Here is a 19568-nt window from a genome sequence, read left to right on the forward strand (position 1 = left end):
ATCAAAACACCCTGTGAATCAAGGACTTACTCGTGTCGCTCATCCACGACATCGTCCGCATCGCCTGCATCCTGCTTGAACTGTCCAGGCGTCAGCGCATGCTTTTGCAGCAGGCGGTAGAACTCGGTGCGGTTGCGTTGCGCCAGCCGCGCCGCATCGGCCACGTTGCCGTCGGTCATCTTGAGCAGGCCCACCAGGTACTCGCGCTCGAAACGCTGGCGGGCTTCGGCAAAGCTCAGCACCTGGGTGGACGGGGTGCGCAGCGCGCGCTGCACCAGTGTCAGCGGCACCAGGGGGGTGGTGGACAGGGCGCACACCTGCTCGACCACGTTGTAGAGCTGGCGCACGTTGCCTGGCCAAGCCGCCGTCGTCAGGGCCTTGAGCGCCTCGGGCGCAAAGCCCGACAGGCGCTTGTCGTATTTGCGGGACAAGCGGTCCAGAAAGTGGTTGGCCAACAGCGCAATGTCCTCGCGCCGCTCGGCCAGTGTGGGCAGCACCAGCGACACCACGTTCAGCCGGTAGTACAGGTCCTCGCGGAACTGGGCGGCGGCCATGGCGGCCTCCAGGTCCCGGTGTGTGGCCGAGATGATGCGCACGTCGATGGGGGTGGCCTGGCTGGCGCCCACAGGGCGCACGGCACGCTCCTGCAGCACCCGCAGCAGCTTGACCTGCAGGGAGGGGGGCATGTCACCGATCTCATCCAGCAACAGGGTGCCACCGTCTGCGGCTTGAAAGAGCCCCTTGTGGTTGCTCACCGCGTCGGTGAAGGCGCCTTTGACGTGGCCGAACAGCTCGGACTCCAGCAGCGCCTCGGGAATGGCGCTGCAGTTGACCGCCACAAACGGGCGAGCCGCACGCGGGCTGGCACGGTGGATGGCGCGCGCCAGCAGCTCCTTGCCCGAGCCGCTGTCGCCGCGCAGCAGCACGCTGGCGTCGGACTGGGCGACCATGTACGCCTCGGACAACAGGTCCGTCATGCGGTGCGACCTGCTCACGATCTCGGCCCGCCAGTCGTCATTGGCATGCGGCTGCGCAACGGCTGGGGCGCTGAGCGCCAGGGCCTGCGCAATCTTTTCGAGAAGCTCTTTGCCGTCGTAAGGTTTGGTGAGGTAAGTGAACACGCCGCGCGACGTGGCCTCCACCGCGTCGGGGATGGTGCCGTGAGCGGTCAGCAGGATCACGGGCAGTGAGGGGTGGCGGGCGCGCACTTCGTCGAACAGTGCCAGGCCGTCGCGCCCCGGCAGGCGCACATCGCTGAGCACCAGCTGCGGGCGCGCAATGTCCAGCTGGGCCAGCGCCGCCTCGGCCGAGCCCACGGCCACCACGTCGTGCCCGGCAGCGTTCAGGCGCAGCGACAGCAGCCGCAGCATGTCGGCGTCGTCGTCCACCACCAGGATGCGGGCGGGTGGGGCGGCGCCGGTGGGGGCGGAAGAGGCCATGACGGGTGAGTAGGTCAGGGGGTGGGCCGCGGCGCTGCGCCATTGCTCGCTGCAGGTGCGGCGGGGGCTGAGGGTGACAGTGCCGGCGTGGGGCGCGTGCTCAAGCTGCGCTCGATGGCACGCACGGCCTCCAGTCGTTCGCTGAGCTGGTCGTTGCGGCGTTGGCTGTCGCGCAGCTGCTGGGCCTGGCGTTCGAGCTGGTCCTCCAGTCGGCGTTGTTGCAGCAGCCGCGCCTCCAGCAGCCGGGCCAGGGGGTGCAGGGGCTGTGCCGCGGCGCTGGTGTTGCCGAGCACACGCTGCACCAGGCCAAGCGCACGGGCGGTGTCCACCGCCTGGCGCGTTTGTGCCAGGGCCGTGGCCAGTAGCAGCGGCGTATCGGCTGTGCCGTCCTCCGCTTCGTTGAGCCGGGCAATTTCCTTGGCCAGTTCGGCGGGGGGGAGCTTGAGCACACGGTCTGTCTGGGCCAGCAGCAAGGCAACGGGAGCGTTGGTGTCGGCCTCCGTGCCGTGTGTTTCGGTGGAACCCACTTCAATCGCCGGGGCCACGGGCACGGCAATGATCATGGCCACCGGAGGTGGCTTGGAGGGGGCGGGTGGTGGCGGGGTGCTGGCGCAGCCCGCCAGCAGCGCAGTCAGCGCAAGCAGCGGCCACCGCAGGGCGTATGAAGGCAGGGTGGTGGGGCTAGGTGGCATGGGGCAGTTCGATGCGAAAGATGGAGTGTGCGCCTTCTTCCACCAAGCGCACTTGGCCACCATGGGCCTGCACGTATTCCTGCACGATGGACAGACCAATGCCGGTGCCACGCACGGCATCATCCGGCTGGCGAACACCCCGGTAAAAGGGTTCAAACACGCGGTCACGGTCCACTTGGTCCACGCCTGGGCCTTGGTCAAAGACATCCAGACGCACCTGACCGGGGGGGTGAGAGAGTACCAGCCGCACTGTGCCCTGGGGTGGAGAAAAGCGGATGGCGTTGGAGAGCAGATTGCTGACGGCGGAGGTGATCTTGTCGGCGTCGACGGGCATGCGCACGGGCGGCCCCTCCACCCGTACGGTCAGGCCCTTGGCCTGCCACTGGAGCCGCTGGGCCTCGACCTGGGCCTCCAGCAGGGCCAGCAGGTCGGTGTCACGCCGCTGCAGCTGGCGCGCTTCGAAGGCGGCTGCGTTGAAGCGCAGAAGGGCCTCGATCTCGCCTTGTAGCTGCAGCGTGTTTTGGTGCAGGATCTGCGCGACTTCGCGCTGGCCCACGGTGAGTTCGCCTGTCACGCCATCCTGCAGCAGCGCCACACCCTCGCGCAGCGCGGCCAGCGGAGTCTTGAGTTCGTGGGACACATGGCGCAGGAACCGCGCCTTGTCGGCATCCAGCTCCAGCAGCCTCAGTCGCAGCCACTCCAGCTGCTGGCCCAGTCGGCGCACGTCGTCCGGGCCGGAGATCAGCACTGCCTGGTCCAGCTGGTTTTCGCCCAGCTGACGGATTGCGCCTTCCAGCCGTTTGAACGGCCGCGCCAGCCAGATGCCCAGCGACAACGCCAGCACCAGCGCCAGCACAATGGCGCCCACCAACTGGTGCGTCACACTGCGGCGGCTTTGCTCCACCTCGTCCTGCAGCGCCTGGTTGCGTTGGGTATTGATGTCCTGCACGGTCTGCACCATGGTGCTGTGCAAGGTCTCCAGGGCCACAAACTCTTCGGCGACCAGGCGTTCGTTGTCGAGCGCGCGGTCAGGTGGAGCGTCCAGCAGGGCTTTGATGGCCTCCAGGTGGGTGCGCCACGCCTCGGTCTGCGCGGCGGGCAAGCCGGCGGCCTGCAGGTGGTCGAGCACGGTGATGGCTTCGACCGCCATGTCGTCAAAGCTGCTGCGCAGGGGGGCATCGCGCAGCACCAGGGACTGCCGCGCCGCACGCTCCAGGGTTTGCCCGCGTTGGTTCAGGCTTTGCGCGGCCGTGGTCAGCGCGGTGGCCTCGGCAGCGCCATGGCGGCTGAGCACCATGAGCTGCTCCAGCGTGTGCAAGGCCCGCAGCGAGCTGACCCCCAGCAAGACTGCAATCAGCACAAACGCAAGCAGCAACAGTTGCTGGAAAGAGAGGCCATGCAGCAGGCCTTCTGCGTGTGGCGGTGCCGTGGTGGGTGGTGTGCTCGGGGTGGGCATTGCAGCCAGGTGGGGCGGTGCGCGCTGTGTCTGTGCCCGCGCGTCAGCCGGCCAGTGCGGCGGTTTCGTGGGTCAGCACCGCGCCGCGCAAGGTATAGGCCTTGGCCTCGGTGATGGTCACATCGACCATCTGCCCCACCAGGCGGGGCTGGCCTACAAAGTTGACCACGCGGTTGCACTCGGTGCGGCCCATCAGTTCCGTGGCGTCGCGCTTGGAGGTGCCTTCGACCAGAATGCGCTGCACCGTTCCTACACGGCTTTCGCTGATGGACTTGATGTTGGCGTTGATGACGCCTTGGAGGTGCTGTAGGCGGCGCAACTTCACGTCGTGCGGCGTGTCGTCGTGCAGGCCCGCCGCCGGGGTGCCGGGGCGGGGGCTGAAGATGAAGCTGAAGCTGTTGTCGAAGTGGATGTCGTCAATCAGCTTCATCATCTTGTTGAAGTCGTCTTCCGTCTCGCCGGGGAAGCCCACGATGAAGTCGCTGCTCATGGCCAGGTTGGGGCGGATGGCGCGCAGCTTGCGCACCGTGCTTTTGTATTCCATGGCGGTGTAGCCGCGCTTCATGGCCATCAGGATGCGGTCGCTGCCATGCTGCACGGGCAGGTGCAGGTGGCTGGCCAGCTTGGGCAGCTTGGCGTAGGCCTCGATCAAACGGGGCGTGAACTCGTTGGGGTGGCTGGTGGTGTAGCGGATGCGCTCGATGCCCGGAATGTCGGACACGTATTCAAGCAACAGCGCAAAGTCGGCAATCTCGGCCGTGCCCCCCATCTTGCCCAGGTAGGCGTTCACGTTCTGGCCCAGCAGGGTGATTTCCTTGACGCCCTGGTCAGCCAGGCCCGCCACTTCCACCAGCACGTCGTCAAACGGGCGGCTCACCTCTTCGCCACGGGTGTAGGGCACCACGCAGTAGCTGCAATATTTGCTGCAGCCTTCCATGATCGACACAAAGGCCGATGCGCCTTCCACCCGCGCGGGCGGCAGGTGGTCGAACTTCTCGATTTCGGGAAAGCTGATGTCCACCTGGGGCTTGTCCAGGCGCTCGCGCTGGTTCAGCATCTCGGGCAGGCGGTGCAGGGTCTGGGGGCCGAACACCACGTCCACGTAGGGCGCGCGCTTGATGATCTCGGCGCCCTCTTGACTGGCCACGCACCCGCCCACGCCGATCTTCACGCCGCGCGCCTTCAGGTGCTTGATGCGGCCCAGGTCGCTGAAAACCTTTTCTTGCGCCTTCTCACGCACCGAGCAGGTGTTGAAGAGGATGAGGTCGGCTTCGTCCACGTTCTGCGTGGGCTCGTAGCCTTGGGCGGCGTTCAGCACGTCGGCCATCTTGTCCGAGTCGTACTCGTTCATCTGGCAGCCGAAGGTTTTGATAAAGACTTTTTTGGCCATGGCAATTTCGCAAAAGAGCAAGCAAACACCGCGCCCGGCACGGTGCTGAGACTGTGAATGTCACAACGGCGCGGTGGCTGTGTGGCCGCACCGGAAAGGAGTTACTTCAGGGCGGCGCCCGAGCCGGTCGTGATGTTGGTGATGACGGCGTCGCTGTCCTTGCGGGGCTGTGCTGCCTCGCCTTCGGTCAGGATCCATGCGGAATGCAGCATGCCGGTGCTGTTCTCCAGCACGTAGTTGACCTTGAAGGACTGACCAAGCACCGTATGTGCCATGACCAAGGTGTTCTGTGGGCTGAACAGACGCATGCCAGGGGCCATACGAATGGTCTTGCCATTGAGTGTTGCTTCGGACGTGGTGTTGATGCTCAGCGTGCCACGCAGTGCGGCTTCGGGGAAGGGGCGTGAGAGGCCCAGGCCTGGCTGTATCTGGGCGGAGGCAGGTGCCACGGCGCAGAGTGCCGTGCATGCCACTACTGCCAGCAGTGCAGCCTGCCGGAGGCGGGACGCACGATGGGCTGGGTAGGGGTTGGGAGAGTGTGTGGTGCAGCGGTTCATGGTTTACATCCAGGGGCTGAAGGCACAATTCTAGGCGGGGTTGCCAGCGTGGCACATCCCTCTGGCAAGTCAAGTGGCTCCGTGCCTCGATGGGCACAGGAACAGGTTCTGGGGCTCGCCTCAAAGAAAAAACCCACAGTGGGTTGCCGCACTGTGGGTTTTTGTATTTGGTGGTCGTAGGTGGACTTGAACCACCGACATCAGCATTATGAATGCTGCGCTCTAACCAACTGAGCTATACGACCGGAAACCAGAATTATAGAACAAAAATTATTGGTGTGTGAAGTTCGCGGCGCGTTTGTTCATGAACGCGTCCATGCCTTCCTTCTGGTCCTGCGTGGCAAACAGCGCGTGGAACAGGCGGCGCTCGAACATCACGCCGTCGGCGAGCGTGCCCTCGAAGGCGCGGTTGACCGATTCCTTGGCAGCCATCACGGCCAGTTGGGAGAAGCCCGCCACGATGATGGCGGCGCCCAGCGCCTCGTCCATGAGCTTGTCGTAAGGCACCACGCGGCTGACCAGTCCGGCGCGCTCGGCTTCGGTTGCGTCCATCATGCGGCCTGTCAGGGCCATGTCCATGGCTTTGGATTTGCCCACGGCGCGGGGCAGGCGCTGCGTGCCACCGGCACCAGGGATCACGCCCAGCTTGATTTCGGGCTGACCGAATTTGGCGTTGTCGGCGGCGATGATGAAGTCGCACATCATGGCCAGCTCGCAGCCGCCGCCCAATGCAAAGCCGCTGACGGCTGCGATGACGGGTTTGCGGATGGAGCGGATGGTTTCCCAGTTACGCGTGATGTAGTCGCCCTTGTAGGTGTCGGCAAAACTGTACTTGGCCATGGCGCCAATGTCCGCGCCCGCAGCAAAAGCCTTTTCGCTGCCGGTGACGATCATGCAGCCTATCTTCTCGTCAGCGTCGAACGCCTTGAGGGCTGCGCCCAGTTCATTCATGAGTTGGTCGTTCAGCGCGTTGAGCTGCTTGGGGCGGTTGAGGGTGATGATGCCGACCTTGTCCGCTTCAACGCGCACCTCGATGGTTTCGTAAGCCATGAAATCTCCTGGGGGTTATGGTTGGATATGGAAGCTGCTGCAATATACCCAAGCCGGTGGTGCTTTGCTGCCGTCAGGCCAGCCAGCGACCTAGCGCTGCGGCGTCTGTCACCGTCAGGCTGATGGTGTCTGGGGTCATGGATCCGCTGGCTGTGTTGCGTCGGCCTTTGGTGCGGACTCCAGCCGCTTGGGCCGGAGGCAGTTCCAATGGCAGTCGCATGAGTTGCCCGTCGCGGGCAATCAGTGCATACAGGCTCGTGTGGTTGCCCGCGTAAAAAGTGACGTCGTCGAGTTTGCTGATGCGCCAGCCGTGGCCTTGCACCTCTACGCCCAGCCACTCGTCGCCCGTAGACATGCCCGCCTTCTCTGCGGCTCCGCTTCGCAGGACGGTCTTGATCTGCACACTGTGGTTCTCGGCCACGCGCAGGCCCAGGCGCTGGGCCAGTTGTGGCCGGTCGGCCTTGAGTGCCACGCCATGGGCTGCCAGAAGCTCCGATAGCGGCAGGTCTACGGTGCTGTGCACCCAATGCGCCAGTTCCTTGTCGAATGGGCGACCGGTCAGCTCCTCGAGCACGGCGCGCAGGTCCGCTTCGGTCATCGGGCCGCCCGCGCAGCGCTCCCACAGTGCGCGCATCACATCGTCCAGCGTGGCTTTGCCCTCGCGCCGCAGGGCCAGGTCCAGGCACAAAGCCACCAATAAGCCCTTGGTGTAGTAGCTGACGGTGGCGTTGGGTGTGTTCTCGTCCTGGCGGTAGTATTTCACCCACGCGTCAAAACTGGCTTGGGCCACGGTTTGTACCGACCGGCCCGGCGTTTGCAGCACCTGGTTGATGGTTTTGGTGATGAGCTTGAGGTATGTCGCGTCGTCCAGCAGCCCCGCGCGGCGCAGCAGCAGGTCGTCGTAGTAGCTGGTAAAACCCTCGAAGAACCACAGCAGCTCGGTGTAGTTCTCCCGGGTGTAGTCGTAGCTCGTGAACTCGGCGGGCCGCAGGCGCTTGACGTTCCAGGTGTGAAAGTATTCGTGGCTGATGAGGCCCAGGAGCGTGGTGTAGCCCTCAGTGGCCCTTGCCTCGCCCTGACGCGGCAGGTCACGCCGCCCGCAGATTAGCGCCGTGGAGTTGCGGTGTTCCAGCCCGCCATAACCATCTCCTACGGCGTTGAGCATGAAGACGTAGGTTTTGAAAGGCGCCTTGCCTTCGCCATGCCAGAAACGGATGGCGGTTTCACAAATTTTCTGCGTGTCGGCCAGCAGGCGCTTGCCATCGAACGACGGAGCCGCACCCGCCACTACAAACTGATGGGCAATGCCACCGGCTTTGAAGCGCCCGACCCAGAAGTGGCCCAGCTCCACCGGGCAGTCCACCAGTTCATCGTAGTCGGCCGCTGCATACAGGCCGAACCCTTGTCTATCCACCGTCAGTGACCGTAAGCCCGTGGCGGCTGCCCATGCGGCGGTGGCTGTAGTGCGCACCAGCTCTAGCGTGTGGGGCTGTTGCTCCTGTCCGTGCACGCGCAGGCACAGGCTGGTGCCGTTGAAAAAGCCACGTGACGCGTCCAGCCAGGCAGTGCGCACGGAGCTGTCGTAGGCACACACCTGGTAGGTCAGTGCCAAGGGCTTGTTATCAGTGCATTGCACCTGCCAACGGTGCTTGTCCAGCTGGACTGGTTGCAGCGCGCGTTGGCCTTGTTGGGCCTTCAGGGACTGCAGATTTTTGGAGAACTCCCGCACCAGATAGCTGCCAGGAATCCAGACCGGCAACGACAGTTCTTGGGACGCCGCGGGGCGCCGCACCGTGAGCGTCACCGTGAACAGATGCGCGTGCAGGTCCGTGGGTTCGATGCGGTAGTGAACGTCTGCGGCAGGGGCTTTGCGGGCAAGTGGCATGGTGTGTGCAGCGGGAGGGCTGCGCAGGGTCGTCGGTGGGTCGGTCAGCGGGGGGTCAGTTGGCGGCTGGGGCGTCGCTGGAGGCTTCTGCCAGGCGCTTTTCCACCTCCTGGGCTCCGATCGCGCCTGGCACGCGCGTGCCATTGGCAAAAATCAAGGTGGGTGTGCCGGTGATCTTGTGCTTCTTTCCAAAGGCCAGGTTGCGCTGCAGCGCGCTGGTGTCGCAGCTGGCGGCAGCTGCTGGCTTGTCACGCACCATCTGGTCTTGCCATGCGGTGGCCTGGTCCTTGGCGCACCATATGTTGCGCGACTTCTCGGCCGAATCCGGGCTCAGGATGGGGTACAGGAACAGGTACACCGTCACGTTGTTGATCTGCTGCAGGTCGCGCTCAAAGCGCTTGCAGTAGCCGCAGTTGGGGTCCTCAAACACGGCTACCTTGCGCTTGCCATCCCCCCGCACGATGGTCACGGCGTCTTTCAAGGGGAGGGCCGAAAAGCTGACGGCGGTCAGCTTGCTAATGCGGTCTTCGGTGAGGTTGCGGCGCGCCTTGGAGTCGATGAGCTCACCCTGGATCACATAGTCGCCCTTGGCGTCTGTGTAGAACAGGTCGGTACCGATGCGCACTTCGTACAGCCCCTTCATGGGCGTGGCGCGCACCTCATCAATCTTGTCCATTTGAGGAATGCGCTCGGCCAATGCCTTGCGGATGGCAGCCTCTTGCGCCGTGGCGCTCAGGCTCAGGGTGGCTGCCACGACGGTCAGCAAAGCAGTGGTCAATTTCATCATGTTCCCGTTCAATCAAACTTGCGCGTTCAGCGCATCCCCATGGCCTGGCGGGCCACAAAATCCTTCAGCAGGGCGCTGCGTTCAAAGCCCTTCATGCCCCAGTTGCGCAGCGCTTGCCAGGGCGCCCCCGGGCGCGCAAACAGTTGCTGCAATCCATCGGTGGCCAGGCCCATCGCAACCAGAGCCGCTTTTTGCTGGCGTTCGTAGCGCCGCAGCAGCCGCAGGTCGGCGACGCTGCGCCAGTAGTCGCGCGTGCGCAGCACCTCGGCCAAGGCCGCCACATCGGCCAGGCCCAGGTTAAGCCCTTGCCCTGCCAGCGGATGCACGTTGTGGGCTGCGTCGCCCGCGAGCACCCAGCTGCGTGCAGCAGTGCCACTGGTTGAGACAACGCCGCACCATCGGTCTGCCTTGGCCAGCTGCAGCGGCCACGTAGCGCGCTCCGCCATAAGGTGGACCTCGCCGAGTGTCTGTTGGCTGGCAGTCTGCAGTTCCTGGGCAAAAACGTCGGCAGGCAATGCCATCAGTGCGGAAACCCGATCCTCAGGGACGGACCACACCACGGCCACAGAGTTCCCCTGGGCTCCCTCCAGCGGCAAAAAAGCCAGGATGCCTTGTGGCAAAAACCACTGGCGTGCCACCTGTCCATGCGGATGTTCGCAGCGCACCCGCGTGGCAATGGCGTGCTGGGCGTAGGGCATCACGTCAAAGTGCACGCCAAACTCGGCCCGGGTGGCGCTGGCGCGGCCTTCGCACACGACTGTCAGTGGCGCGGCCACCGGGGTATCCACCACCTCCACCAGCGGTTGAAACCGCACGGCCTGTGTCAGTCGTTCTTCCAGGGCCGGGACATCCACGATCCACGCCAGCGCCTCCAGCCCTTGGGGCGTGGCATCAAAATGCACGCAGCCATCCTGGTCGCCCCGCACCTGCATGTGCTTGACGGCGGTGGCGTGCTCGGCGTCGGGCCAGCTGCGCAGCGATTCGAGCAAGCTGCGCGACGCGGCATTCAGGGCGTAGGCCCTGACGTCCGTGGCTGCCGCGCTGTGTGGGGCAGGGGCTGGGACCAGTGCCACCTTCAGTCGTTCCCGCGCCAGCAACAACGCCAAGGTTCGGCCCACGATGCCGGTGCCACGAATACAGATATCAAAGGTTGGGGCCATGAGAGGCATTGTAGGAGGGGTCTTACCCCCTGCAAGGAGAGGGCAGAATTGCGGTCTGGCCTTTCTGGCACCCTTCTTCAGGAGCACCTGGCGTGAGTTTCCCTTCCGAGTCCGATCTGTCCGGCACCATTGCGCGGCTGTTTGTGTACCCCGTCAAATCCTGTGCGGGCATTGAGGTGCAGCAGGCATTGCTGACAGAGACGGGTCTGGACCTGGACCGTGCCTGGATGGTGGTCGATGCGCAGGGCATGTTCATTACCCAGCGCAGCCTGCCACGCATGGCGCTGATTCGGCCTCAACTCAAGAGCGATGAAATGGTGCTCCGTGCCCCCGGCATGCTGGCCCTGCATGTGGCGATCGACGCGGTGGAGGCTCCGGCCACGGTGACCGTCTGGCGCGACACCGTACCCGCGTGGGACATGGGGGCCGTGGCGGCCCAATGGTTCACTGATTTTCTCGGTCAACCCTGCCGCCTGGTGCGGTTTGACCCGGAACACCAGCGCCTGTCCAGCCTGGAATGGACAAATGGGGTGGAGGCCCCCAACCAGTTTGCCGACGGGTTTCCACTGCTGGTGGCCAGCGAGGCATCCCTGCAGGAGCTCAATGCGCGGCTCACGGCGGGTGGTCACGCGGCGGTGGGCATCGAGCGGTTCCGGCCCAACGTGGTGCTGGCAGGGGTGGATGCCCACGACGAGGACCGTGTGGACCTGCTCCATGTGCAGGGCGATGACACTACCGACATCCACCTGCAACCCGTGAAGCCCTGCGCGCGATGCCCCATCCCCGACATTGACCCGGCCACGGCCGAGAGCAACCCGTCGGTGGGCGACACCCTGCGCACCTACCGCCAGGACAAGCGGCTGGAAGGCGCCATCACGTTCGGCATGAACGCCATTGTGCGCAGCGGCGCAGGACAGTGGCTGCGTGTGGGGCAACGCATTGCTGCCGATTTGCGGTTTGAATGACGGCCTGATTCGGGCTATCTGCAGTGGGCGCTGGGCGGGCCCGTAAAATCGGGGTTTGTCTCCAGAACACCAGAAAGCCCTGCCATGAGCCTCCAATGCGGCATCGTGGGCCTGCCCAATGTCGGCAAGTCCACCCTTTTCAACGCGCTGACCAAGGCTGGTATTGCCGCCGAGAACTATCCCTTCTGCACCATCGAGCCCAACGTGGGCGTGGTGGAAGTGCCGGACCCCCGCCTTCAGCAGCTGGCCGAGATCATCTCGCCCGAGCGCATCGTTCCCGCCATCGTCGAGTTTGTGGACATTGCCGGCCTGGTGGCCGGCGCGAGCCAGGGTGAAGGCCTGGGCAACCAGTTCCTGGCCCACATCCGTGAAACCGACGCCATTGTGAATGTGGTGCGCTGTTTTGAAGACGACAACGTGATCCACGTGGCTGGCCGCGTGGACCCGATCTCCGACATCGAAGTCATCCAGACCGAGCTGTGCCTGGCCGACCTGGGTACTGTCGAGAAGGCGCTCAACCGCTACACCAAGGCTGCCAAGTCGGGCAACGACAAGGATGCCGCCAAACTGGTGGCGCTGCTCACCCGCATCCAGGCCGCACTCAACGAGGGCAAGCCGGCCCGCTCCGTGGAGATCACCAAGGAAGAGCAGCCCCTGCTCAAGTCCCTGTGCCTCATCACGGCCAAGCCCGCCATGTTTGTGGGCAACGTGAGTGAAGACGGCTTCGAGAACAACCCCTTCCTGGATCGTCTCAAGGACTACGCCGCCAGCCAGAACGCGCCCGTGGTGGCCATCTGCGCCAAGATGGAAGCCGAGATGGCCGAGATGAGCGACGAAGACCGCGACATGTTTCTGGCCGAGATGGGGCAGACGGAGCCCGGCCTGGCGCGCTTGATCCGCGGCGCCTTCAAGCTGCTGGGCCTGCAGACCTATTTCACCGCAGGCGTAAAGGAGGTGCGCGCCTGGACGATCCACATCGGCGACACCGCACCCCAAGCAGCCGGCGTGATCCACGGCGATTTCGAGCGCGGCTTCATCCGGGCGCAGACCATTGCCTTCGAGGACTTCATTGCCTACAAGGGCGAGCAGGGTGCCAAGGACGCTGGCAAGATGCGCGCCGAAGGCAAGGAATACGTGGTCAAGGATGGCGACGTTCTGAACTTCCTCTTCAACGTCTGACCTTCCGGCAGGCCCGTACGGGTCTGCTGGTGCGGTGGACATGTCCGCTATCCCTGTTTGCCCTTGGGCTGACAGGGATTTTTTCTGGCGCTGTCGGGTCCTGCGTCGTCGGCTTTTCTCCATTCACCCCTTGTCGGGCTTTTCGCGCATGAATACCGGAATCCTCTACGCCGCGCTGGCTTATGTTGCATGGGGCTTGTTTCCCCTGTACTTCAAGCAAGTGGCCGACGTGCCCTCTCTGGAGGTCGTGATGCACCGCACACTGTGGTCGCTGGTGGTGGTGTTGGCGCTGCTGGCCGTGCGCAGGCAATGGGCATGGATGGCGTCTGTGGTGCGCCAGCCGCGGGTGCTTGGGGCGTTTGCGTTGTCGGCGGTGCTGTTGTCGGGCAACTGGCTGACCTATGTATGGGCGGTGCAGAACCACCACGTGGTCGATGCCAGTCTGGGGTATTTCATCCTGCCGCTGGTCAATGTGGCGCTGGGCTTCGTGTTCCTGCGCGAGCGCCCCCGGCCGGGGCAGTGGCTGGCCGTGGCGGTGGCTGCGGCCGGCGTGCTGTGGCTGGCGGTGCAGGCAGGGCGCCTGCCCTGGATCGCGCTGGTGCTGGCCCTGACCTTTGGCTTCTATGGCCTGCTGCGCAAGGTGGCGGTGCTGGGTGCGCTGGAGGGGCTCACCCTGGAGACCCTGATGCTGGCGCCGGTAGCTGCAGTGATTCTGGCCTGGTGGAGCTGGCAAGGACAGGGCGCTCTGGTGCAGGGCGACATGTCCACCGTGGGCTGGTTGTTGTTGGCCGGGCCCATGACGGCCATACCTTTGCTGCTGTTTGCTGCGGGCGCGCGGCGCATCCCCATGTCCACGCTGGGTATCCTGCAATACATCTCGCCCAGCCTTCAGTTTGCGCTGGGGGTGTGGGTGTACCACGAGGCCTTTCAGCCCGCGCGCCTGGTAGGTTTTGTTTTGATCTGGGCCGCGCTGCTGGTGTACAGCGTGGAGGGGTGGTGGACGCGTCAGCGGGTGGTGGTGGCCTGAATCGCCGGGGGCGGTCCCTGTCGCCTGGGCTACTGGAAAACGCGCAGTTCGATTCTGTCAGCCACGCGTAAGATCCTGCGATTTGTCTGACGGGTGCTGCGCGTGTGTTGCTGCACCGCCCACCCACATATCCAGGCCAGAGCCCGCCACCACATGCTTTTTGGACGCAAAAACCTGTTTTCGGCGACGGATGCCTTCCCGTTGACCGATGCCGTGCTGGAGTTCGACGACTCGTCGTCTGTCGCCGTGCGACCTGGACGGCGCGCGCTGGATGGCTTTGGCCCCCGGGGAGAACGCAGTGCGCAGTCCAAGTGGTGGGCTGTGGCGGGGCTCATTGGCCTGTACGCCTTGGCCCTGCTGGGGTTTTATGGTTTGGGCGTGGTGGGAGTCCAGGTGCTGTGGGTGCTGGCCGGTCTGACGGCGGCGGGCTTCGCGGTGTTTGGTGCCTTGTTTCGTTTGGGCCTGCACCACAAACTGCGGCTGCGCCATCTCAAGCTGGGCATCGTGGTGGCTTCCATCAGTGGCATGCTGGGGTTGTTCTACCTGGAGCCTGTCACGCAGATTCTGTTGGCCCCCTTCATGTTTGTGGCAGTGGCTTATGGCATTTTTACCGTGCCCCGGCGCACGTTGCTGGTGCTGACGGCCGGGGTGTTGTGCGCTTATGCGGCAGTGGCAGCCGCGCACTACGCAGAGCAGGGCAACGATGCCCTGCTGCGGCTGGAGCTGATGCACCTGCTGGCGCTGGCGGTCTCCGTGCCCGCGTTCATCGTGCTCATGGGCCGCGTGCAGCGGTTGTACCGCAGCCTCTACCAGGCCAGCCGCAAGATCAAGAACATCCAGGAAGACGCGCAGCGCGACACCTTGCTGGGCTGTTTTAACCGCCGCTACATCCTGGCGGCGCTCGAAGAACAAAAACAGCTCGCCGACGAAAGCGGGATTCCGCTGTGCCTGGCCGTGCTGGACATCGACCATTTCAAGCGCATCAACGACGAACTGGGCCACCTGGGTGGCGACGAGGTGTTGCGCACCTTTGCACGCATTGCGCAGCAGGGCGTGCGCGGCGGCGACGTGTTTGGGCGGTACGGTGGCGAGGAGTTTTTGCTGATCTTCCCTGCCACTTCGCTGCTGCCCTCGCTCAATACCTGCGAACGCATACGGGCCCAGGTCGAGTCGCACGCCTGGACGGGCCTGCTCAAAGGCCGCGTGACGGTGTCCATTGGTGTGACCCAGTATGTGCTGGGCGAGTCGGTGCTGGAGTTCTTCTCGAGGGCAGACACCGCCATGTACATGGCCAAGGAGGGCGGGCGCAACCAGGTGGTGGTTGAGGAGCCCATTGCCAAAGGCGATTCGCAGCTGTCGGACCTGTCAGTCCCCAGCAGTCACGCTTTTCTATAGTTGCCCGCCATCTGCTGGCCATCCGCTTGCGGGGTGCTGGCGGTTTGCTGGCTATCGTTTGCGCTGGCCGGGTTGACAAGCGGCCAGCAGCGCCCACACTGAGGGCCAGTTCCCCGCCACCCGCTGGGTGGCATCGCACCTTTTTGCACCTGCGCTTGGGTGCCGATGCACCAGCCTCTCATCCGTTCCATGCCTCCATCCACCGATCTGTCGGCACAATTTGCCACCGCCGAGCAGCGCGTGCGCATGCTGCTGCAGCAACCGCAGGCTTTTCCCTATCCTGCAGACCTGATGGGGCCGGTGGAATGCATCGAGACCCACATCTCCTGGGTGCTGCTGGCCGGTGACTTTGCCTACAAGTTCAAAAAGCCATTGCAGCTGGACTTTCTGGACTTCAGCACCCAGGCGCTGCGGCATGCGGCCTGCGAGGAAGAGCTGCGCATCAACCGCCGCACGGCGCCGGGCCTTTACCTGGGCCTTGTCGGCTTGGTGGCCGGTGCTGCAGAAGATGCTCCTGCCACCCTTCGGCTGGTGCAATGGCAAGACGCTCCGCCAGGCGCCGAGCCCGCCTTGTGGATGCGGCGTTTTGCCCAGGCGGCACTGCTCGCCACCGCACTGGATGAGCAGCGCGTGTCGCCTGCGCAGATCGACCAGCTGGCGCGCCATGTGGCGCAGTTTCATGCCACGGCCGCCGTCGCCGCAGGCGCCACCATCTGGGGCACAGCAGCGGCGGTGCAAGCGCCGGTGGGTGACTGCCTGGCGGCTCTGCTCCCCTCCGTGGCAGGCGCACTGCCTGGTCAGGGGCCATTGCTGGCGCAGGTGACCAGCTGGTGTCAGCATGAGGGGCAAGCCCTGGCCCCCACGTTCGAGGCGCGCCGGGCAGCCGGTCGGGTGCGCGAATGCCATGGCGATTTGCACCTGGCCAACATTGCGCTCATCGATGGCGAGGCCCAGCTGTTCGACGCCCTGGAGTTCAGCCCCGCCTTGCGCTGGATCGACTGCGTTGCGGACATCGCTTTCGTGGTGATGGACCTCGCGGCCCATGGTCGGGCGGATCTGGCTTGGCGGTTTTTGAACCGGTGGCTGGAACACACCGGGGACTACGTGGGTCTGCTGGTGTTGCGTTACTACGGTTGTTACCGTGCCCTGGTACGGGCGCGGGTGGCCGCTCTGCGGCTGGACCCCACCGGTGGCGGTGGCGCCGGCGTGCAGGCTGTGCAGGGCGTGGAAGGGTATCTGGAGCTGGCGGCGGGGTTTGCAGGGCAACGGCCCGCGCGCTGGCCCGTGGCGCGCCCTGCCGCGCTGTGGCTGGCCCATGGCTTTTCGGGCGCTGGCAAGAGCACCCATGCGCTGGCCCTGGCGTGCCAGCGTGGACTGGTGCGTGTGCGGGCCGACGTGGAGCGCAAGCGCCTGTTTGGCCTGGCGCCCGATGCTGCCAGCGACGGCATCCCTGGCGGCATCTACAGCGCCGAGGCCACACAGCGCACGCACCAGCGGCTGGCGCAAGTGGCGCGCGAGGTGCTGACGGCAGGCTATTCCGTGATTGTGGATACCACTTTGCTGGACCGCGATGCCCGCGCGCTTTTTCTGGCCCTGGCCGATTCTGCGCAAGTGCCCTGCCACATCCTGTCGTTCGAGGCCCCGCTGCGGGTGCTGCGCGAGCGTGTACGCCAGCGGGCGCTGGCCGGAGGTGGTGCGTCAGAGGCGGATGTCGCGGTGCTGGACGCCCAGTGGGCCCGCGCCCACCCCCTGCAGCCCCACGAGGAGGCCATCACGCTGCACGTGGACACCACGGCGCCCGTGGACTGGGGCCGTCTGCTGCCGTCCTGACCTCGATGACCCTGGTGGGCCGCTACATGGCCAGATGCCCGGGCATGAAGTACAGCAGCACGCTGGTCATCACCAGGTAGCGCAGAAACTTGCCCACAGCCATGTAGGCCAGACACGGCCAGAACGGCAGCTTGAGCCAGCCGGCCACAGCGCACAGCGGGTCGCCCACCATGGGCAGCCAGCTCAGCAGGCAGGCACGCGCGCCAAAGCGCTTGAGCCAGTTCAGCGCCCGTACCTCGGTGGCATTGCCGCGCGCCGTGTCCACTGCCTTGTGGGCACCCAGGCCCATCCACCAGCTCAGGCCGCCGCCCAGGGTGTTGCCCACCGTAGCCACGACGATGGCGGGCCAGAACAGGTCGGGGTTGAGCTTGATGAGACCGAACACTGCAGGCTCGGAGCCCAGTGGCAGCAGCGTGGCCGATACGAAAGACACCACAAAGACTGTGCTCAGGCCGAACTGCGGCAGGGCCAGCCATTCGAGCAGCTGGTGCATCCAGATTTCCATAGCCTTCGAGTGTAGGGGCCGGTGGGGGGGCTATCCGCCCCTGGGGGCTCTGTCCTACAGCGGCGCGCGCCATCGGCGCATGGCTGGGTTGTAGGGGCTTTTGTATCGTGAAAACACATTGGCCCTGAATGACAAACCCAGGAGGTCGCTCATGCTGGTATTGCCCACAACGTCCCATCCACGCCGCTTGAACCCCTCTGTTTCCTTGCCGCCCGCGACCCGCTGGTCATCAGTCGCCATGGCCCTGTTGTTGGCGGCCTGCGTGCACAGCCCCCAGGCGGCCGTGCCCACTCCTGGCTTGCAAGGAGGGCCAACGCTGTGGGAGCCCGCTGCGACAGCGCCTTGCGATAGGGAGCCCGCCGCACGTCCCGCGCTGGAGCGCATTGGCCGCGAGCTGCAGTCCCAGGGTATGGCGTTGCAGGCCACATGCAACACCACCAGCGGTGGCTGGGTGGTGCAGGTGCAGGTGGTGGACGGAAGCAAGGCCCACAAGGTGGTGCGCGGGCCGCTGGCTGACGGGCAGGCCGTGGACATGGGCACCCCGGTGGGCGCCGCGCGGTCGGAGGCGGCGGCGGGCGCCAGCGGTTTCTCCCCGGACGTGCTGCACAATCGCCAGTGGCTGCGGGCGCTCATGGCGCGCCACCAGTTCGACAACCTGCCGGATGCGTGGTGGCATTTCGCGCAGCGGGGTGTGCCGCCAGCCCAGGCTGCAGACACCGATCTCGCCGCCCGGTGAGACTGCAACCAGCGCGTTGAGACGCTGCGGTGTCTGCTCCACAGGGCCAGAGTGGGGGGCAAGGGAAGCGTCCCGTGGGCTGACTCAATGGGGCCCGGTCGGCAGATAGATACGGTGTGTGCTCCATTTCAGTTGCTGAAATTTTGAGCAGGTACAATCCTGCCTCCTTTTTCAGCATCTTTTGCTGCCTCCCCCTTCCTATCCCCGCCCATGCAAATCGGCCACATTCCTTTGGCGAACCGGTTGTTCGTCGCCCCAATGGCGGGCGTCACTGACCGGCCGTTCCGCCAGCTGTGCAAGGCGCTGGGGGCGGGCTATGCGGTGAGCGAGATGGTGACTTCGCGCAAGGACTTGTGGAACAGCCTCAAGACCTCGCGCCGTGCCAACCATGAAGGGGAGCCGGGGCCCATTGCCGTGCAAATCGCCGGCACCGATGCGCCGATGATGGCCGAGGCTGCGGTCTACAACGTGGAACGCGGCGCGCAGATCATCGACATCAACATGGGCTGCCCGGCCAAGAAGGTGTGCAACAAATGGGCGGGTTCCGCCCTGATGCAAAACGAGGCCCTGGCGGTGGAAATTGCCGCTGCCGTGGTCGAGGCTTGCGCGCCCTTCAACGTGCCCGTCACGCTGAAGATGCGCACCGGCTGGTGCCAGGAGCACAAGAACGCCGTGGCATTGGCGCGGCAGTTTGAAAGCGTGGGCATCCAGATGCTCACGGTGCACGGCCGCACGCGTGAGCAAGGCTACAAAGGCCATGCGGAGTACGACACCATCGCGGCGGTGAAGGCTGCTGTGAAGGTGCCCGTGGTCGCCAACGGCGACATCACCTCGCCCGAGAAGGCGCGCGATGTGCTGGCTGCCACATGTGCCGACGCGATCATGATCGGCCGCGCCGCCCAGGGCCGACCGTGGATCTTCCGCGAGATCGGCTACTTTCTGGCCACGGGCGAACACCTGGCGCCACCGCTGGTGGCCGAGGTGAGGCGCCTGCTGCTGGACCACCTGCACGACCACTACAGCCTGTATGGCGAGCTGACCGGCGTGCGCAGTGCGCGCAAGCACATTGCGTGGTACCTGCGCGCGCTGCCGGGCGGCGAGGCCTTGCGGGCACATATCAATACGATCGAAGACTGCACCACGCAGTGGCAGGCCGTGGCCGACTATCTGGACGCCCTGGGCCAGCAGATGGACCGGCTGCCTGCTGCCACCGACGTGGATGCCGACACAGAAGAACAAGAGGGATTGGTTGCATGAGCAAGAAACACATAGAAGAATGCGTGCGCGAAAGCCTGCAGGGCTACTTTCGCGACCTGGGCGGCGAGACGCCCGATGGCATGTACGACATGCTGGTGCGTGTGGTCGAAAGGCCGCTGCTGGAAGTCGTGATGCAGCAGGCCGACAACAACCAGTCGCGCGCCGCCGAATGGTTAGGCCTGAACCGCAACACCCTGCGCAAGAAGCTGGTCGAGCACAAGCTGCTCTGACGGATTGCCTCTGATTGCTATTTATTCT

General features: G+C 64.9%; 18 protein-coding genes and 1 tRNA gene. 8 read left to right on the forward strand and 11 right to left on the reverse strand.

Annotation, left to right across the window (positions count from 1 at the left end):
- Positions 1–26: 26 nt before the first annotated feature.
- The 10 genes from AC1Q64_RS20170 to AC1Q64_RS20215 form a co-directional block, all read right to left on the reverse strand.
- Positions 27–1439, reverse strand: coding sequence for a sigma 54-interacting transcriptional regulator (locus AC1Q64_RS20170; protein WP_492252563.1), 1413 nt, complete (start codon positions 1437–1439; stop codon positions 27–29).
- Between the two features lie 14 nt (positions 1440–1453).
- Positions 1454–2131: a hypothetical protein gene (locus AC1Q64_RS20175; RefSeq protein ID WP_492252564.1), complete on the reverse strand. Its 678-nt coding sequence runs from the start codon at positions 2129–2131 to the stop codon at positions 1454–1456.
- Complete coding sequence (locus tag AC1Q64_RS20180) at positions 2121–3587, reverse strand: sensor histidine kinase (protein WP_492252565.1); 1467 nt, start codon at positions 3585–3587, stop codon at positions 2121–2123. Before AC1Q64_RS20180 ends, AC1Q64_RS20175 begins: the two co-directional genes overlap by 11 nt.
- A gap of 43 nt (positions 3588–3630) precedes the next feature.
- A complete protein-coding gene (miaB, locus tag AC1Q64_RS20185) occupies positions 3631–4977 on the reverse strand; it encodes a tRNA (N6-isopentenyl adenosine(37)-C2)-methylthiotransferase MiaB (protein ID WP_291432950.1) in 1347 nt (448 codons plus the stop codon).
- A gap of 101 nt (positions 4978–5078) precedes the next feature.
- Positions 5079–5534: a hypothetical protein gene (locus tag AC1Q64_RS20190; protein ID WP_492252566.1), complete on the reverse strand. Its 456-nt coding sequence runs from the start codon at positions 5532–5534 to the stop codon at positions 5079–5081.
- 168 nt (positions 5535–5702) lie between these two features.
- Positions 5703–5779, reverse strand: a tRNA-Met gene (locus AC1Q64_RS20195).
- Positions 5780–5804: 25 nt separating this feature from the next.
- The gene (locus AC1Q64_RS20200; RefSeq protein WP_291432949.1) at positions 5805–6584 is read right to left on the reverse strand and encodes an enoyl-CoA hydratase; all 780 of its coding nucleotides are present in this window, start codon (positions 6582–6584) and stop codon (positions 5805–5807) included.
- Positions 6585–6657: 73 nt separating this feature from the next.
- A complete protein-coding gene (locus AC1Q64_RS20205) occupies positions 6658–8469 on the reverse strand; it encodes a M61 family metallopeptidase (RefSeq protein WP_492252567.1) in 1812 nt (603 codons plus the stop codon).
- Between the two features lie 55 nt (positions 8470–8524).
- Positions 8525–9253 (reverse strand): DsbC family protein, encoded by a 729-nt coding sequence (locus tag AC1Q64_RS20210; protein ID WP_291432947.1) that lies wholly within the window; start codon positions 9251–9253, stop codon positions 8525–8527.
- Between the two features lie 29 nt (positions 9254–9282).
- Positions 9283–10416, reverse strand: a complete 1134-nt coding sequence (locus AC1Q64_RS20215) for an FAD-dependent monooxygenase (RefSeq protein WP_492252568.1) — start codon at positions 10414–10416, stop codon at positions 9283–9285.
- Between the two features lie 92 nt (positions 10417–10508).
- Here AC1Q64_RS20215 and AC1Q64_RS20220 point away from each other — a divergent pair, with 92 nt between their 5' ends.
- The 5 genes from AC1Q64_RS20220 (at position 10509) to AC1Q64_RS20240 (ending at position 16812) form a co-directional block, all read left to right on the forward strand.
- Positions 10509–11381, forward strand: coding sequence for an MOSC domain-containing protein (locus AC1Q64_RS20220; RefSeq protein WP_492252569.1), 873 nt, complete (start codon positions 10509–10511; stop codon positions 11379–11381).
- Positions 11382–11465: 84 nt separating this feature from the next.
- Complete coding sequence (ychF, locus tag AC1Q64_RS20225; protein WP_056746891.1) at positions 11466–12560, forward strand: redox-regulated ATPase YchF; 1095 nt, start codon at positions 11466–11468, stop codon at positions 12558–12560.
- Positions 12561–12708: 148 nt separating this feature from the next.
- Positions 12709–13587 carry an EamA family transporter RarD gene (gene rarD / locus AC1Q64_RS20230; protein ID WP_291438009.1) on the forward strand — a complete coding sequence of 293 codons (879 nt, stop codon included), beginning with the start codon at positions 12709–12711 and terminating at the stop codon, positions 13585–13587.
- Between the two features lie 153 nt (positions 13588–13740).
- A complete protein-coding gene (locus tag AC1Q64_RS20235; protein WP_492252570.1) occupies positions 13741–14982 on the forward strand; it encodes a GGDEF domain-containing protein in 1242 nt (413 codons plus the stop codon).
- 189 nt (positions 14983–15171) lie between these two features.
- Complete coding sequence (locus tag AC1Q64_RS20240; RefSeq protein WP_492252571.1) at positions 15172–16812, forward strand: bifunctional aminoglycoside phosphotransferase/ATP-binding protein; 1641 nt, start codon at positions 15172–15174, stop codon at positions 16810–16812.
- 22 nt (positions 16813–16834) lie between these two features.
- On the opposite strand, the gene AC1Q64_RS20245 is transcribed toward AC1Q64_RS20240, so the two are convergent.
- Positions 16835–17317, reverse strand: a complete 483-nt coding sequence (locus tag AC1Q64_RS20245; protein WP_492252572.1) for a YqaA family protein — start codon at positions 17315–17317, stop codon at positions 16835–16837.
- Between the two features lie 238 nt (positions 17318–17555).
- Between AC1Q64_RS20245 and AC1Q64_RS20250 the strand changes: the two genes are divergently transcribed.
- From AC1Q64_RS20250 to AC1Q64_RS20260, 3 genes are all read left to right on the forward strand, one after another.
- On the forward strand, positions 17556–18053 hold the full coding sequence (locus tag AC1Q64_RS20250) for a M15 family metallopeptidase (protein WP_492252573.1): 498 nt from the start codon (positions 17556–17558) through the stop codon (positions 18051–18053).
- Positions 18054–18263: 210 nt separating this feature from the next.
- Positions 18264–19310, forward strand: a complete 1047-nt coding sequence (dusB, locus tag AC1Q64_RS20255) for a tRNA dihydrouridine synthase DusB (protein ID WP_492252574.1) — start codon at positions 18264–18266, stop codon at positions 19308–19310.
- Positions 19307–19540, forward strand: coding sequence for a Fis family transcriptional regulator (locus tag AC1Q64_RS20260; protein ID WP_015015597.1), 234 nt, complete (start codon positions 19307–19309; stop codon positions 19538–19540). Before dusB ends, AC1Q64_RS20260 begins: the two co-directional genes overlap by 4 nt.
- Positions 19541–19568 lie beyond the last annotated feature (28 nt).

The sequence above is a fragment of the Acidovorax sp. GW835-FHT14G06 genome, assembly GCF_058793595.1.

Coding starts and splice junctions, on each gene's coding strand:
- AC1Q64_RS20170 (WP_492252563.1), bottom strand. CDS start 1,439: ATGGCCTCTTCCGCCCCCACCGGCGCCGCCCCACCCGCCCGCATCCTG.
- AC1Q64_RS20175 (WP_492252564.1), bottom strand. CDS start 2,131: ATGCCACCTAGCCCCACCACCCTGCCTTCATACGCCCTGCGGTGGCCG.
- AC1Q64_RS20180 (WP_492252565.1), bottom strand. CDS start 3,587: ATGCCCACCCCGAGCACACCACCCACCACGGCACCGCCACACGCAGAA.
- miaB (WP_291432950.1), bottom strand. CDS start 4,977: ATGGCCAAAAAAGTCTTTATCAAAACCTTCGGCTGCCAGATGAACGAG.
- AC1Q64_RS20190 (WP_492252566.1), bottom strand. CDS start 5,534: ATGAACCGCTGCACCACACACTCTCCCAACCCCTACCCAGCCCATCGT.
- AC1Q64_RS20200 (WP_291432949.1), bottom strand. CDS start 6,584: ATGGCTTACGAAACCATCGAGGTGCGCGTTGAAGCGGACAAGGTCGGC.
- AC1Q64_RS20205 (WP_492252567.1), bottom strand. CDS start 8,469: ATGCCACTTGCCCGCAAAGCCCCTGCCGCAGACGTTCACTACCGCATC.
- AC1Q64_RS20210 (WP_291432947.1), bottom strand. CDS start 9,253: ATGAAATTGACCACTGCTTTGCTGACCGTCGTGGCAGCCACCCTGAGC.
- AC1Q64_RS20215 (WP_492252568.1), bottom strand. CDS start 10,416: ATGGCCCCAACCTTTGATATCTGTATTCGTGGCACCGGCATCGTGGGC.
- ychF (WP_056746891.1), top strand. CDS start 11,466: ATGAGCCTCCAATGCGGCATCGTGGGCCTGCCCAATGTCGGCAAGTCC.
- rarD (WP_291438009.1), top strand. CDS start 12,709: ATGAATACCGGAATCCTCTACGCCGCGCTGGCTTATGTTGCATGGGGC.
- AC1Q64_RS20235 (WP_492252570.1), top strand. CDS start 13,741: ATGCTTTTTGGACGCAAAAACCTGTTTTCGGCGACGGATGCCTTCCCG.
- AC1Q64_RS20240 (WP_492252571.1), top strand. CDS start 15,172: ATGCCTCCATCCACCGATCTGTCGGCACAATTTGCCACCGCCGAGCAG.
- AC1Q64_RS20245 (WP_492252572.1), bottom strand. CDS start 17,317: ATGGAAATCTGGATGCACCAGCTGCTCGAATGGCTGGCCCTGCCGCAG.
- AC1Q64_RS20250 (WP_492252573.1), top strand. CDS start 17,556: ATGGCCCTGTTGTTGGCGGCCTGCGTGCACAGCCCCCAGGCGGCCGTG.
- dusB (WP_492252574.1), top strand. CDS start 18,264: ATGCAAATCGGCCACATTCCTTTGGCGAACCGGTTGTTCGTCGCCCCA.
- AC1Q64_RS20260 (WP_015015597.1), top strand. CDS start 19,307: ATGAGCAAGAAACACATAGAAGAATGCGTGCGCGAAAGCCTGCAGGGC.